Here is a 13,926-nt window from a genome sequence, read left to right as displayed (position 1 = left end):
CTCGCCTTCTGGGTCGGGGGTTCGGATGCGGCGCGGGGAGCGCTGAGTGCGGCAGGCACGGTGAGCGCAGCAAGCGCCAGTGAGCTCAGTAACAGGTAGCAACCGGTTGCTATGGCGTTGCGGGGTGAGCTTCTTCCGCTCTCGCAGGCCCGTCAAGGGTCTGCGCAGACTTTCGAAAACTCTTTGTCCGGGTCGGCGGCAGGCGAGAGCAGTTCACACGGCCCGACTTCTACCCCGACAAGGCCCGCTCTGACCTGCGGTGATCGACCATGCCAGGGGCCGACTCCGCACCCCGGGCCGACCTGGTCAGAAGTCCACCCGGACCGGACCCAGCACCGCCACGTCCCGCCGACGCGACACCCAGCCGGTTGTCACGGCGCACTCGGCCGCGACCCCTCCCCGACACGAGAAACAGGTTTTCCGCAGGCTCCGCCACTCCCGCCGGGCCGCCGCCCCAGCGCCGGAGCAACGCCCCTGAAGTGGCCATTTGGCCACCACTGCACCTCGAAAGGTTTCCGTCCGGGCGATCCATCCGACCGATTGACCACGCATCTGCGCGAGATCTACGGTAGAAGACGCTTTCAGAAACTGTTTCCCACGCACCTCAGGAGAGTCATGCCCAGCGCCCAGCTGCCCAGGGCCGTGTTCGCCATGGATCCGGTGCACCTCCCCCTGCTGTTCCCCGCGCCGCTCCTGGCCCGGCTGCGGCGGACGGCCGACCTCGACCCGGCGCTCGTCGTCCAGGACTTCGCCGACCCCGCCGCCGCCCCCGCGCTGGCCGGTGCGGACGTCCTGATCACCGGCTGGGGCTGCCCCCGCCTGGGCGCGGACACCCTGGCCGCGGCACCCCGGCTGCGCGCGGTCCTGCACGCGGCCGGCTCCGTGCGCTCCCTGGTCGGCGAGCCCCTGTGGAGCCACGGGGTCACCGTCTCCAGCGCGGTCACCGGCAACGCCGTCCCCGTCGCCGAGTACACCCTCGCGATGATCCTGCTCGCCGGGAAGGACGCCTTCGCCCACCGCGAGCGCTTCCGCCGCACCCACGCCCACCCCACCCCCGCCGAGACCGCGGCCACCGGCAACCTCGGCCGCCGCGTCGGCGTCATCGGCGCCTCGCGCGTGGGCCGCCGCCTGCTGGAACTGCTGCGGCCGTACGACTTCGAGGTCCTGCTGCACGACCCCTACGTGGACGCCGCCGAGGCCGCCGAGCTCGGCGCCCAGCTGCTGTCCCTGGAGGACCTGCTGCGGCACAGCGACATCGTCAGCCTGCACGCGCCCGACATCCCCGAGACCCACCACATGCTCGACCGCGCCCGGCTGGCCCTGGTCCGCGACGGCGGCGTACTGATCAACACCTCGCGGGGCGCCCTGGTCGACCACGCCGCCCTCACCGACGAGCTGGTCTCCGGCCGGCTGCACGCGGTCCTCGACGTCACCGAGCCCGAGCCGCTGCCCGCCGACTCCCCCCTCTACCGGCTCCCGAACGTCTTCCTCACCCCGCACATAGCGGGCTCCCTCGGCAACGAGCTGGAGCGGCTCGGCCGCATCGTCGTCGAGGAGCTGGAGCGCCTGGCCGGCGGTCTCCCCCTCGCCCACGAGGTGCACCACGCGGACCTGGCCCGGGTGGCCTGATGCGGGCCACCGCACCGTTTCCGGAGGTTGTCCACAGGCCGCGCCACCTGGAGGAACGATGGGATACGGTTTCGGCACCGGCGCGGGACCGGGCCCCGGCCCGCCCGGTGAGCGGGGCACGACGGTGAAGGAGCCGCAGCGGTGAGTCAGCGCAAGGCGATCGGCGACGCCGGCCGGGCGACGATCCGGGACGTGGCGGAGCGCGCGGGCGTCTCCGTGGCGAGCGTCTCGCGCGTGCTGTCGGGCAACTACCCGGTCTCCGAGGAGCTGCGCCGCCGCGTGATGAAGGTGGTCCGCGACCTGGACTACGTCACCAACGCGCACGCCCGCTCCCTCGCCGGGGGCGGCACGCCGACGGTGGCGATCCTCATCAACAACATCACCGGCGCCGCGTTCGCGCACGTGGCGAAGGGCGTCGAGGGCGCGGCCACCCTGCGCGGCTGGCTGTCCCTCGTCGGCACCACCGGCGACGACCCCGAGCGTGAACTCGCCCTGGTCAATCTGATGCGTCAGCAGGGCGTGGCCGCCGTCGTCCTGCTAGGCGGGGCCTACGACTTCGAGGAGTACCAGCTGCGCATGGCCCGCTTCGCGCGTTCCCTCGACGCCGCGGGCTCGCACCTCGTCCTGGTCGGCCGGCCACCCCTGGAGGGCGACGTCCCGGCCACCACGGTCGACTACGACAACGAGTCCGGCGCCTACGCCATGGCCAGCCATCTGCTGTCCGCGGGCCACCGCCGGGTGCTGGTCCTGCCCGGACCCGCCGGACTCACCACGGCCCAGGGCAGGCTGAAGGGCGCGCGGCGGGCCTTCGAGGCGTACGGGGTGCCGTTCGACCCGGGCCTGGTGCGGCACGGTCCGTACGACGACGAGCACGGGTACGCGGCCGTCGTGGCCGCCCTGCACGACACCCCGGACTTCACCGCCGTGCTCGCCGGGACCGACGTCGTCGCCGCGGGCGCCATGCAGGCGCTGCGCGCGGAGGGCCTGCGCGTGCCGGACGACGTCTCGATCGTCGGTTACGACGACATTCCGCTCGCCTCCCAGCTCACGCCGCAGCTGACCACCGTGCACGTGCCGTACGAGGAGATGGGCCGCGTCGCCCTGCGCGCGGTGGCCGACCGGCGCGAGGGCGCCGGCCCGGCGGCTCGGCGCAAGGGCGGCGGGGACGGCGAGCACCTGGTGCTGGGCACCCATGTCGTCGTACGCAACTCGGTGCGGCCGCCGAGGCGGCACGCGTGAACGCGACGGCCGGCCACCGGCGTGCGTTAGGTGTGGCTGCCCCGCAGAGGCGCTGACCGAAAGTTTCCGTAACCGGTTTCCCGCGCTCTGACCTGCTCTTCCGTAACTTTTTCCTGCACACCTCTTGATAAGGCGGAACTGCTGGGCCTACCGTCCACAGCAACCGGTTACTACCGCTTCCGCTTGGCCGACCCCCCGCAACCGCGAGCCGATGTCCTCCGGCCGCCGTTCCTGGCCAGTACCGAGCCGCCGTTCCTCGTTTCCGAGACGCCTACTTCCCGAAGGATCACGGTCAGATGAACTTCACCAGCCCCCGGAGAAGGGTCGCCCGCGCCACCGTTGCGGGACTCGCACTGACAGGTCTGCTCACCGCCTGCGGCGGCTCCGGAGACGACGACTCGTCCCCGAAGTCCTCCGGCCCGGTCACCCTCGACTTCTGGGGCTGGGCCAACGGCCAGGAGGCCGTCGTCAAGGCGTTCAACGCCTCCCACAAGGACGTCCAGCTCAAGTACACCAAGGTCACCGACCAGCTCACCATGCAGAAGCAGCTGGCCAACGCGGTCAAGGCGGGCAACCCGCCCTGCCTGCTGCAGAACACCGCCGAGTACGTGACCAGCTGGGTCTCGCAGGACGCGCTCGCCGACATCACCCAGTACGTCGAGTCCAGCAAGGACAAGTTCAACGCCGGCTCCTGGGCGAGCGGCACGGTGCAGGGCAAGGTCTACGGCGTGCCCACCGCCTCGGCGCCCGCCTTCACGATCTACCGCACCGACATCTTCCAGAAGTACGGCCTGAAGGCCCCCGCGACCTGGGACGACTTCATCGCCGCGGGCAAGGTGCTGAAGAAGCACAACGTCAAGATCACCAACTACGCCGGTGAGGACCCGAGCACCCTGGAGGTGCTCGCCATGCAGGCCGGCGCCCACTGGTACGCCATCGACGGCAACTCCTGGAAGGTGAACTTCCAGGACGAGGGCAGCCTCAAGGCCGCCAAGGTGATCCAGGACATCATCGACAACGACCTGAACTCCAAGCTGTCCTTCGCCGACTACGCGGCCGTGCAGCGCAACTACGACAACGGCGGCACGGCGACCCGGCAGATCTCCACCTGGCAGATGTCCGGCATGGTCAACAACTTCACCAAGTCCTTCGGGCAGTGGGCGCTGTCGCCGTGGCCGACGTTCAAGGGCGACGCGCCCAAGACGCCGGCCGGGACCAACCAGAGCGGCAACCTCACGCTGGTCTCCAAGGACTGCAAGCACCAGAAGCAGGCCGCCGAGACGGCGCTGTGGATGTCCACCGACCCCACAGCGGTCAAGACCATGGCGAGCCCGGACACGGGCAGCGGCGTGATGCCCGGGCTGGCAGACAGCAGCGCGTACGTCGACCAGGCGATCTCCGAGAAGCTGCTCGGCAAGAACTACGAGCCGGGCAAGAAGGTCGTGACGGACAGCCTCGCCACCGTGACCACCGACTGGACCTTCGGTCCGAACTGGACCGCCATGTTCACGGAGCTGCAGAACGGCTGGGGCAAGGTCGTCAACAAGCAGATGAAGGTCACCGATCTCCTGGCCCACATGCAGGAGTGGACGGTGAAGGACCTCAAGTCCCGCGGCATCAGCGTCGAGGGCTGAGGCACCGCAGATGATTCGCTCCCAGCGCTGGAAGGGTGCCGCGTTCACGGTGCCCTTCCAGCTCGGCTTCGTGTTCCTCTACCTCCTGCCGATCGGCTACGCCGTCTACCAGTCGCTGTTCCTGGAGCAGCAGTCCGGGCTGGGCCTGGGCGGGGCGACGGAGAAGTTCGTCGGCCTGGACAACTACCGGCAGGGCCTGACCGACTCGGCGTTCGTCGGCTCCGTCCTGCGGGTGTTCCTGTTCGCCTGCGTCCAGATCCCGTTGATGCTCGGGATCAGCCTGGTGCTCGCCCTGTTGCTGGACGCGGTCACCGCACGGGCGGCCGGCCGCTTCCGGATCCTGCTGCTCGTCCCGTACATGATCCCCGGAGTGGTCGCCGCCATCGTGTGGGTCAACCTGTACAGCCCGCTCGTGGGGCCGCTGACGCCCCTCGGCGATTTCTTCGGGTTCCACTGGGACTTCTTCGCGCCGTCGATGGTCTGGCCGTCCATCGGCAACCTGCTCACCTGGCACGGCATCGGCTACAACATGGTGATCATCTACTCGGCGTTGCAGGGTGTGCCCCGCGAGCTGTTCGAGGCGGCGCGGCTGGACGGTGCCTCCGAGCCGCGGATCGCGCTGAGCATCAAGATCCCGCATGTGCGCGGGGCCCTGGTGCTGACCGGTCTGCTCTCCATCATCCAGATGCTGCAGATCTTCAACGAGCCCGCGCTGTTCCGGAACGTCACCCCGCAGACGGTGACCGACAGCTTCACCCCGATCATGATCATCTACAACGAGGCGTTCAGCGCCAACAACTACCACTACGCCGCGGCCCTGTCGGTGCTGCTCGCCCTCATCCTCGGCATCGCCTCCTTCCTCTTCTACCGGCTGACTTCGAGGGAGGCCGACTGATGACGCTCACCGAAGACCGGGCCGCGAAGTCCGCGACGCCGGCCCTCCGCCGCCGCACCCGGCCGGATGCGGCCACGCGCTCGCGCGGCGGCCAGCGCTTCCTCCTCATCGGGCTGAGCCTGGCCAGCGTCTACAGCCTGTTCCCGGTGTGGTGGCTGATCGTCGCCGCCACCAAGGACCGCATCGGCCTGTACCAGTCGAACGGCATGTGGTTCTCCGACTGGCACCTGTGGGACAACCTGCACCAGGTGTTCACCTACGACGACGGCATCTTCCTGCGCTGGACCGCCAACTCCTTCCTGTACGCGGGAGTCGGCTCGCTCGGCGGCACCCTCGTCGCCCTCGCCACGGGCTACGGGCTGGCCCGCTTCGACTTCCCCGGGCGCAGTGTGGTCTTCGCGTGCGTCGTGGGCTCGTTCCTGATCCCGCTCGCCCTGCTGACGCTGCCGCTGTACCTGATGTTCTCGGAGATCGGCCTCGTCGACACTCCCTGGGCGATGCTCATCCCCTGCCTGATCAACCCGTTCAGCGTCTACCTGGCCAAGGTCTACACCGAGTCCACGATCCCGTTCGAGCTGCTGGAGGCGGCCCGCCTCGACGGCGCCGGGGAACTGCGCATCTTCTTCAGCATCGTGCTGCGCATGATGACGACGGGCGGCGCCACGGTGTTCCTGCTCGCCTTCGTCAACACCTGGAACGCCTTCTTCCTCCCGCTGACCGTGCTGCGCGGCGAGGAGAACTGGACCCTCAACCTGGGGCTGTACCACTGGACCGGCAAGAAGATGGAGTCCGGCGTCGACGTGACCAGCCTGGTGCTCACCGGCGCGCTGCTGTCCATCATCCCGATGGCGATCATGATGGTGGCGATGCGCCGCTACTGGCGGACCGGGGTCACCCTGGGGGCGCTCAAGTGAGGACCGGGGACGTCCGAGTGCATGCCGTCGCCGACGGCACCGGACCGCGGACCGGAGACACCGGAGCGCAGACAGAAGACACGCGATCGCAGAGCGGAGGCACTCGACTGGATACCGGCGGCACCGCGTCGCAGACCGGAGACACCCGACTGCATACCGGCGACACCGCGTCGCAGACCGGAGACACCCGACTGCATACCGGTGACACCCGGCCGCACGCGGACGACAGTCCATTGCATACCGGCGACGCGGGACCGGACACCGCAGATCCCCGACTGCATACCACCGACTCGGGACCGCGCACTGAAGACAGCCGACTGGATACCGGCGACACGGGGCCGCACACCAAGGACACAGGACCGCACACCGAAGACACCCGCCCGAACACCGTCGGCACCCCACCGCCGACCGCAGACCCCGAACCATCCGGCGACCGCCCGGGCGACCTTCCCGACGACCGCGTACACCCGACCGTAGCCCGCAACCCCGTCATCCGCGGCTTCGCCCCCGACCCCTCCCTGATCCGCGTCGGCGACTGGTACTACACAGCGACCAGCTCCTTCGAGTGGTTCCCGACCATCCCCCTCCACCGCTCCCGGGACCTGGCCCACTGGGAGTACGCGGGCCACGTCCAGGGCGCCGCCCCCGGCGGAACGCTGGCCGGTGTCCCCGACTCGGGCGGCATCTGGGCGCCCTCCCTGAGCTGGGACGGCGAGCGCTTCTGGGTGGTCTACGCGGTCGTACGATCCGTCGGCACGCCGTACTTCGACCTCGACACGTACGTCAGCACCGCCCCCGACGTGGCCGGCCCCTGGACGGAGCCGCGCCGCGTGCCGGGTCACGGTTTCGACCCCGCCCTCTTCCACGAGGACGGCCGGCTGTGGCTGCTCAATCTCCAGAACGACCATCGCCCCGGCGGACAGCGCTTCGCGGGGATCGTCCTGACGGAACTGGACCGCGACACGCTCGCCCCGCGAGGCGGCACGCATCTGCTGCTCCAGCACGAACGTCTCATCGAGGGGCCGAAGTTGATCAGCCGGGACGGCTGGTACCACCTCGTGCTCGCCGAGGGCGGAACCGGTTTCGAGCACGGTGTCCGTACGGCCCGCAGCCGTCGGCTCACCGGCCCGTACGAGCTCGACGACCGCCCGCTGCTGACCTCCCGGGACGACCCGAAGCTGCCGTTGCAGAAGGCGGGACACGCGGAGCTGGTGCGGACGCCGGGCGGTGAGTGGTTCCTGAGCCATCTCACGGCCCGCCCGCTCGACACACCGCACGGCCCCCGCTGCACCCTCGGCCGCGAGACCGCGATCCAGGCGGTCACGTGGGACACGGACGGCAGGCCCCGCCTACGGCAGGGCGGTTGGCATCCGGCGGTCGAGGTGGAGGTACCGACGAGCCCTACCCCTCACCCCCGTCAACCGGTCGCCCCACAGGCCCCGTTGGGCTGGCCCTGGAGCACTCTGCGTGAACCCCCGGACCCCTCCTGGGCGGACGTCACCTCCCGCCCGGGCTGGATCCGGCTCCGTGGCCGGCACGGGCCGGAGTCCCGCTGGGCGCAGAGCCTGCTCGCGCAGCGCCTCACGGAGCACAGGGCAACAGCGCACGTCACCGTCGAGGCACGTCCGTCCACCTTCACGCAAGCCGCGGGACTCGTGCTGCGGTATGACGCGGAGGCGTACCTCTCGCTCGATCTGACCTGGGCGGAGCCCGAGGGCGAGCCGCAGCGTGGGCAGCAGTGGCGCGGGGAAGGGCAGGCCGGCGGCGGCCGGACCGTGCTCAGTGTGCTGGAGCGCGACGAGAGGGGTGCGCGGCAGGCGGCGGTCGTGGAGGTCGACGCGGGTGTGCCGCTCACGGTGGGGGTGAGCGTCGACGGGGCCGAGGCCCGATTCTGGTACGTGCGTGAGGGGGTGCGTACGCCGGTGGGGCCTCCGCTGGACTGCGGCCGGCTCTCCGACGACCACGCCGATCGCCTCCGGTTCACCGGCACTCTGGTCGGCATCCATGCCCGGGATCTGGTCGACGCGTCGTTCACCGCCGACTTCCGCGACTTCCGCCTGACGTGCACGCCGTTGTGAGCTGTGTCGGGGCCGATCAGGACTTCACGGGTCTTCACGGGACTTCACGGGACTTCACGGGTCTGCACGTTTCCGCCCCGCTGCGGAGCCGGCCACTCCTGGTGTCTTCACGTCACGCTGAGGCACACCTAGGATAGCAAGCGCTTTCTGCGAGCCGTCGGTCAGGGTCGGCTCCGAAAGGGCGGTGGTCGAACTTTCGCTGGCCCTCGGGCGGGCCGGAGAGGTGGTTCCCGATGGTCCGCACGGCAAGTGCGAGCGTGACGGCCGGACCGACGCTGGCGGTCGTGGCGCGTGAGGCGGGGGTGTCGGTACCGACCGCCTCCAAGGTGGTCAACGGCCGTGAGGACGTGGCCCCGGAGACCCGCCGCCGGGTCACGGAGGCGCTGGACCGGCTCGGTTACGTCCGCAGACCGCGCTTCGACGCGACGAAGCCGCCCCGGCTGGTCGATCTCGTCGTGCACTCGCTCGAGAGTTCCTGGTCGGGGGCGGTGCTGCACGGTGTGGAGGAGGCGGCCCACGACGCGGGCCTGGACGTCGTGGTCTCGGCCGCGCTGTCCCGCACCCGGGCGGGCCGCCCGCAGCGCGGCTGGCTGGACAAGCTGACCGCCCGCGGTTCGGCCGGAGTGCTGTTCAACCTGGCCGAGTTGACGGAGTCCCAGTACCTCTGGCTGGAGCAGCACCGGATCCCGTTCGTGATGATCGACCCGGTGGTCGAGCCGCCGTCGGGCGTGGTGTCGGTGGGCGCGGCGAACTGGCAGGGCGGGGTGACGGCGACCGAGCACCTGCTGGCCCTCGGCCACGAGCGGATCGCGGTGATCGCCGGCCCGCGCCGCAAGATGTGCAGCAACGCCCGGATCGCCGGCTACCGTTCGGCCCTGGCCTCGGCGGGCCTCGGCCACCGCCCCGAGTACATCCGCCACGGCGGCTTCGACGAGTCCGTCGCCCGCCACCGCATGCGGGAACTCCTCGACCTGCCCGAGCCCCCGACGGCCGTCTTCGTCTGCTCCGACCGTATGGCCCTCGGCGTCTACCAGGCCCTGGCGGAACGGGGGTTGAGCGTTCCGCGCGACATCAGCGTCGTCGGTTTCGACGACCTCCCCGAGTCCCGCTGGACCACCCCGGCCCTGACCACCGTCCGCCAGCCGCTGGCCGAGATGGCGGCGACGGCCCTGCGGCTGCTGGTGCGCATGATGGACGGGGAGCGGCCGGAGGGGACGCGGACGGAGCTGTCGACGCGGTTGGTGGAGCGGGCGAGCACGGACGCGCCCGGAGGGTGACGCGTCGCGCCCTCCTCGGCTCAGCCTCGCGTACGCTCCGGCGCCGTCCGCAGCCGTGCGATGTTCCCTTCCAGCAGCCGGGTGGCGGTGCGCACGCCGACGCCGTCGTCGTCGTCCACCGCCGGCAGCCGGCCGTCCGTCCGCCTGAGTTCCGTGAGGGCGGAGTGGATCGCTTCGTGGGCCGCGAACAGGCAGGGGGTGCTGTAGATGGCGACGTCGACGCCGAGGGCGGTGAGTTCGGTCAGGGAGAGGCGGGGGGACTTGCCGCCGGCGATCTGGTTGAAGAGCAGGGGCTTGTCGCCGACCACGTCGCGGATCCGGCGGATCCACTCCACGCTGCGGACCCCGTCGACGAGGACGACGTCCGCGTCCGTGGCGGCGAGGACCTTGGCGCGGTGCGCGATGTCGTCCTCCTCGGTGGCGTCCGTGCGGGCGACGACGACCAGGTCCCGGCGGGTGGCGAGCACCAGTTCCAGCTTGGCGAGGTACTCGGGCAGCGGCAGCACCTGCTTGCCGTCGGCGTGCCCGCAGCGGCGCGGCCGCTTCTGGTCCTCCAGGATCACCCCCGACGCCCCGGCCCGCTCCAGACCGTCCACGACATGGCAGGCGACCTCCGGGTCGACGTAACCGTCGTCGATGTCGACCAGCAGGTGGTGGCCGGGGAAGGCGCCCCGCAGGCGCTGGACGAAGGCCAGCATGTCCGGCCAGGCGATGAACCCGATGTCAGGCAGCCCGTAGTGGGAGGCGGCGAAGCCGAAGCCGGAGACGAACAGGGCGTCGTAGTGCTGGGCCGCGAGCGACGCCGAGTACATGTCGTACACGCCGATCAGCGGGGTCGTGTCCGGTGCGGCGATCCGCTCGCGCAGCTTGGTCCCGTAGCTCAATGTCCCGGCTCCTCCTGCCGTGTTCCGTGTCGGGTCAAGAGGATCTCCGGGGCCGGGCGGGAGCGCCGTGCCCGTGCGGGCCTCACTCACTCCGATGGCGCAGGCGGTTCACCGCAGAAACGTCACTGGGCGGCGCGTTCCCTCAGTTCTCCAGCCCGGCCGCCCAGTTGATCCCACCCCGCAGGTGGGCCAGGAAGTCCGCGTCCCGGTAGGCCGCCGACGTGTGACCGAGGGCCGTGTAGAAGACGCGGCCCGCACCCTGTTCGCGGCACCACACGAGCGGGTGGTCGGCGCCCATGGCTCCGCCCTCGTACGAGGACTCGTCGGCGGTGGCGAGGACGTGGACCCGGTCGCGCGGGTTGGTGCGGAAGTCGTACCACTCGTCGGTGAAGTCCCAGACGGCGGGCAGATGGCGGGTGGCGGGGTGGTCGCGGTCCTCGACGAGGGCCTTCCCGGGCTGCAGGGCGGGGTGGCGGTCGAAGCGGGCGCCGAGGAGTTCGCCGTAGTACGGCCAGTCGTACTCGGTGCAGGCCGCCGCGTGCACGCCGGCGAAGCCGCCGCCCGACTCGACGTACTCGGCGAGGCGCTCCCGTCCGGCCGGGGTGAGCACCTCGCCGCTGGTGGAGAGGAAGACGACGGTCGCGTACCCGTCCAGCGGGGCCTCCAGGGCCGCCGGGTCCTCGGTGTGGTCGACGGTGAAGTCGCCCAGCGTCCGTACGGCGGTGACGGCGTCCGGAATGGAGTCGTGGCGGTAGGCGGTGGTGCGGGTGTACACGAGCAGCCGGGTGGTCATGTGACCTGAGCCTATGTGGGCGCGGACAGGCGGCCCAGGGTCATGATCAGGGCGAAAGTTTCGGCACGGTACGAGCGGCCGGCGGTGCGAACGGTGCAGCGGTGGGTGCGGTACGAGCGGTGCGGCGGGCGCTCCTCATCCGCCGGCGTCCACGTTGTTGTCGGGCGCCCCGTCCCCCTCCGGTGGCAGATCGCCCCGCTCCACGGGCTCCCCTCCGGCCGGGGCGGGCGGCAGGAGGGTGTCGAGTTCGTCGGCGGAGGGCTGGTGGACCTTCTCGGCGGCCTCGCGCAGGACGTCGCGCGGCACGCCCTCACCGCCGATCCGGACGAGGAACCCCTTCTTCGGCACGACGTACTCCCCGCCGCCGCGGTACCAGAGGTCGCCCTCGCGGGTGCAGTCGGCGCGGGTGCCGGAGTCGTCGGCGGGCGGCTGGGTCGGGCAGGTCTCGGCGGTCATCGTGCCGCGGTCGACGGTGAGCCGGAGCTGACCGCCGTTCTTCCGGGAGACGTACGTGGCGGAGAAGCCGTCGCCGCCGTACACGCCGACGGACTGCTGGGCGAGGGTGTAGCCGCCGGGGGCCTCGGTGACGTACACCGCGTCCGGGTGGATGCCCGACGCCCGGGCCCGGGCGTTGAGTTCGGCCGGGTCGGCGGCGCCCGCGTCCTCGGTGCCGCAGGCGGTGAGGAGCACGGGGGCCAGCAGTAACGCCGGCACGGCGCGTACGGTACGGATCATGCGGTCATCCTGCCGCACAGGTGTTCCACAGACGCGTCCTTTTCGGCGGTGGGCCGCGTAGGCTCGGGCGGGATGAACACCATTCCCCCACGGCTCGACCACCTCGTCCTCGCAACCCCTGATCTGGCGGCGACGGTCGCCGAGTTCACCCGGCGCACGGGGGTGGCCCCCGCCCCCGGCGGTGTGCACATCGGGCTCGGCACCCGCAACCACCTGGTCGGTCTGGGCGGCTCCGCCTATCTGGAGATCATCGGGCCGGACCCCGAGCAGGCCGCGCCGACCGGTCCGCGCCCCTTCGGCGTGGACGGGCTCGACTCCCCGCGGACCCTCACCTGGGCCATCAGCCCGCCCGACCTGGACGAGGCGGTCGCGACGGCCCGCGCGCACGGCTACGACCCCGGCGACGTGCGGGGCATGAGCCGGCGCCGCCCGGACGGCACCCTGCTGGAGTGGCGGCTGACCGACGGCGGTGACCCGCACCCGTCCGGCCTGGTCCCCTTCCTGATCGACTGGGGTGCCACCGTCCACCCCTCCGCCTCCGGCCTGCCCGTCACCCCGCTGCTGGAGCTGTCGGCCACCGCCCCCGACCCCGAGGAGATCCGCTCCCTGCTGGCCGCGCTCGGCACCGAACTCCCGCTCAGCCGGGGCCCGGTGGGTTTCTCGTTCACGGTGGACACGCCGAACGGGCCGGTGACGTTCGGCTGACGGAACACCGTGCGGCGCCTGCCGCGGTGTCCGATTCCTTCAAGACCGACCGCCCGCACCCTGCCTACGGTGGCCGCATGAGTCCACGATTCGATGCCATCGGCCTGGTCGTCTCCGACATGGCCGCTTCCGTAGCCTTCTACCGCCGGCTCGGGTTCGCCTTCCCCGAGGGCGCCGAGCGGGAACCGCACGCCGAGGCCGGCCTGCCGGGCGGTCTGCGGCTGCTGCTGGACACCGAGGAGACCGTCCGGTCCTTCCATCCCGACTGGCAGGCTCCGCCCGGGGGCGGCCGGTCCTCCCTCGCCCTGCGCTGCGACGGGCCCGCCGAGGTCGACGCGGTGTACGAGGAGCTGGTGGGCGCCGGGTACGTCGGCGAGCTGAAGCCGTGGGACGCCTTCTGGGGCCAGCGGTACGCCGTCGTGCACGACCCCGACGGCAACGGCGTCGACCTGTTCGCGCCGCTAGCGCAGTAGCTCGGTCAGCGTCATCCCGCTCAACTCCCGTACGTCCCTGGCGAGATGCGCCTGGTCGGCGTAACCGGAGCGGGTCGCCGTGGCCGCGTGCGGAAGGCCCGTACGGGCCAGGGCGAGGGCCCGTTGGAGGCGCAGGATGCGGGCGAGCGTCTTGGGGCCGTAGCCGAAGGCGGTCAGGGAGCGGCGGTGCAACTGGCGTGCTCCGACGCCGAGTTCGTCGGCGGTCGCGGCGACCGGGCGGCCCGCGGCGAGGGCGGTGACCAGGTGGCGCAGCTGGGGGTCGGGCGGGGCCGCCCGTTCCAGCGCCAGGTCCTCCAGTGCCGTCGCCGGGTGTGCGGCGGCCTCGACACGGGCGCGCAGCCGCCGTACCTGCGTCGTCGGCCAGAGTTCGGCCAACTCCACGCGCCGGTCGCGCAGTTCGTGGGCGGGTACGCCGAGGAGGGCGGGGGCGGTGCCGGGGTAGAAGCGCAGGCCGGTCCAGGGCGCGGTCGGGTCGTCGGGGAGGTGGGCGTGGGTGTCGGGGCCGGCCACGAGCAGCCTGCCCTCGCTCCACAGCAGGTCCATGCAGCCGTCGGGGAGGACGGGGCGTATGCCCGCGCCTGCCGGGGTGTTGGTCCACACCACCGCGCCGGCCAGCCGGGAGGGGCGTTCCTCGTACACGGGTGCCAGG

The 13,926-nt window shown here is 71.4% G+C and carries 13 protein-coding genes; 9 read left to right on the top strand and 4 right to left on the bottom strand.

What is annotated here, in order from left to right; translation table 11 throughout:
* The first annotated feature begins 615 nt into the window (after positions 1 to 615).
* The 7 genes from ACPT94_RS02270 (at position 616) to ACPT94_RS02240 (ending at position 9,666) form a co-directional block, all read left to right on the top strand.
* Positions 616 to 1,629, top strand: coding sequence for a hydroxyacid dehydrogenase (locus ACPT94_RS02270; protein WP_425244949.1), 1,014 nt, complete (start codon positions 616 to 618; stop codon positions 1,627 to 1,629).
* A 141-nt stretch (positions 1,630 to 1,770) separates the two neighbouring features.
* Complete coding sequence (locus ACPT94_RS02265; protein ID WP_360330819.1) at positions 1,771 to 2,868, top strand: LacI family DNA-binding transcriptional regulator; 1,098 nt, start codon at positions 1,771 to 1,773, stop codon at positions 2,866 to 2,868.
* A 296-nt stretch (positions 2,869 to 3,164) separates the two neighbouring features.
* A complete protein-coding gene (locus ACPT94_RS02260; RefSeq protein WP_360330821.1) occupies positions 3,165 to 4,502 on the top strand; it encodes an ABC transporter substrate-binding protein in 1,338 nt (445 codons plus the stop codon).
* Between the two features lie 10 nt (positions 4,503 to 4,512).
* Positions 4,513 to 5,397: a carbohydrate ABC transporter permease gene (locus tag ACPT94_RS02255; RefSeq protein WP_360330823.1), complete on the top strand. Its 885-nt coding sequence runs from the start codon at positions 4,513 to 4,515 to the stop codon at positions 5,395 to 5,397.
* On the top strand, positions 5,397 to 6,311 hold the full coding sequence (locus ACPT94_RS02250) for a carbohydrate ABC transporter permease (protein WP_360330826.1): 915 nt from the start codon (positions 5,397 to 5,399) through the stop codon (positions 6,309 to 6,311). Before ACPT94_RS02255 ends, ACPT94_RS02250 begins: the two co-directional genes overlap by 1 nt.
* A gap of 491 nt (positions 6,312 to 6,802) precedes the next feature.
* On the top strand, positions 6,803 to 8,389 hold the full coding sequence (locus tag ACPT94_RS02245; protein WP_425245067.1) for a glycoside hydrolase family 43 protein: 1,587 nt from the start codon (positions 6,803 to 6,805) through the stop codon (positions 8,387 to 8,389).
* Between the two features lie 233 nt (positions 8,390 to 8,622).
* Positions 8,623 to 9,666: a LacI family DNA-binding transcriptional regulator gene (locus ACPT94_RS02240; protein ID WP_360330828.1), complete on the top strand. Its 1,044-nt coding sequence runs from the start codon at positions 8,623 to 8,625 to the stop codon at positions 9,664 to 9,666.
* Between the two features lie 20 nt (positions 9,667 to 9,686).
* Here ACPT94_RS02240 and ACPT94_RS02235 read toward each other — a convergent pair whose 3' ends face one another.
* The 3 genes from ACPT94_RS02235 to ACPT94_RS02225 form a co-directional block, all read right to left on the bottom strand.
* Complete coding sequence (locus tag ACPT94_RS02235; RefSeq protein ID WP_360330830.1) at positions 9,687 to 10,550, bottom strand: isocitrate lyase/PEP mutase family protein; 864 nt, start codon at positions 10,548 to 10,550, stop codon at positions 9,687 to 9,689.
* Between the two features lie 142 nt (positions 10,551 to 10,692).
* Positions 10,693 to 11,343, bottom strand: a complete 651-nt coding sequence (locus tag ACPT94_RS02230; RefSeq protein ID WP_425244948.1) for a ThuA domain-containing protein — start codon at positions 11,341 to 11,343, stop codon at positions 10,693 to 10,695.
* 135 nt (positions 11,344 to 11,478) lie between these two features.
* Positions 11,479 to 12,078: a hypothetical protein gene (locus ACPT94_RS02225; protein WP_425244947.1), complete on the bottom strand. Its 600-nt coding sequence runs from the start codon at positions 12,076 to 12,078 to the stop codon at positions 11,479 to 11,481.
* A gap of 72 nt (positions 12,079 to 12,150) precedes the next feature.
* Here ACPT94_RS02225 and ACPT94_RS02220 point away from each other — a divergent pair, with 72 nt between their 5' ends.
* Both ACPT94_RS02220 and ACPT94_RS02215 read left to right on the top strand, forming a co-directional pair.
* Entirely contained in the window at positions 12,151 to 12,783 is a 633-nt protein-coding gene (locus tag ACPT94_RS02220) for a VOC family protein (protein ID WP_360330839.1), read from the top strand.
* A gap of 77 nt (positions 12,784 to 12,860) precedes the next feature.
* Positions 12,861 to 13,256 carry a VOC family protein gene (locus tag ACPT94_RS02215; protein WP_360330841.1) on the top strand — a complete coding sequence of 132 codons (396 nt, stop codon included), beginning with the start codon at positions 12,861 to 12,863 and terminating at the stop codon, positions 13,254 to 13,256.
* Here the strand turns inward: ACPT94_RS02215 and ACPT94_RS02210 are convergent.
* Positions 13,245 to 13,916, bottom strand: coding sequence for a helix-turn-helix transcriptional regulator (locus ACPT94_RS02210; protein ID WP_425244946.1), 672 nt, complete (start codon positions 13,914 to 13,916; stop codon positions 13,245 to 13,247). The genes ACPT94_RS02215 and ACPT94_RS02210 overlap by 12 nt on opposite strands.
* Between the last annotated feature and the right edge of the window lie 10 nt (positions 13,917 to 13,926).

This window comes from Streptomyces aurantiaciflavus (assembly GCF_049808595.1).
Classification (GTDB): Bacteria; Actinomycetota; Actinomycetes; order Streptomycetales; family Streptomycetaceae; genus Streptomyces.
Note: the sequence above shows the minus strand (reverse complement) of the source record. Positions and strands in the feature narration are given on the sequence as shown.

Coding starts and splice junctions, on each gene's coding strand:
- ACPT94_RS02270 (WP_425244949.1), top strand. CDS start 616: ATGCCCAGCGCCCAGCTGCCCAGGGCCGTGTTCGCCATGGATCCGGTG.
- ACPT94_RS02260 (WP_360330821.1), top strand. CDS start 3,165: ATGAACTTCACCAGCCCCCGGAGAAGGGTCGCCCGCGCCACCGTTGCG.
- ACPT94_RS02255 (WP_360330823.1), top strand. CDS start 4,513: ATGATTCGCTCCCAGCGCTGGAAGGGTGCCGCGTTCACGGTGCCCTTC.
- ACPT94_RS02250 (WP_360330826.1), top strand. CDS start 5,397: ATGACGCTCACCGAAGACCGGGCCGCGAAGTCCGCGACGCCGGCCCTC.
- ACPT94_RS02240 (WP_360330828.1), top strand. CDS start 8,623: ATGGTCCGCACGGCAAGTGCGAGCGTGACGGCCGGACCGACGCTGGCG.
- ACPT94_RS02230 (WP_425244948.1), bottom strand. CDS start 11,343: ATGACCACCCGGCTGCTCGTGTACACCCGCACCACCGCCTACCGCCAC.
- ACPT94_RS02225 (WP_425244947.1), bottom strand. CDS start 12,078: ATGATCCGTACCGTACGCGCCGTGCCGGCGTTACTGCTGGCCCCCGTG.
- ACPT94_RS02220 (WP_360330839.1), top strand. CDS start 12,151: ATGAACACCATTCCCCCACGGCTCGACCACCTCGTCCTCGCAACCCCT.
- ACPT94_RS02215 (WP_360330841.1), top strand. CDS start 12,861: ATGAGTCCACGATTCGATGCCATCGGCCTGGTCGTCTCCGACATGGCC.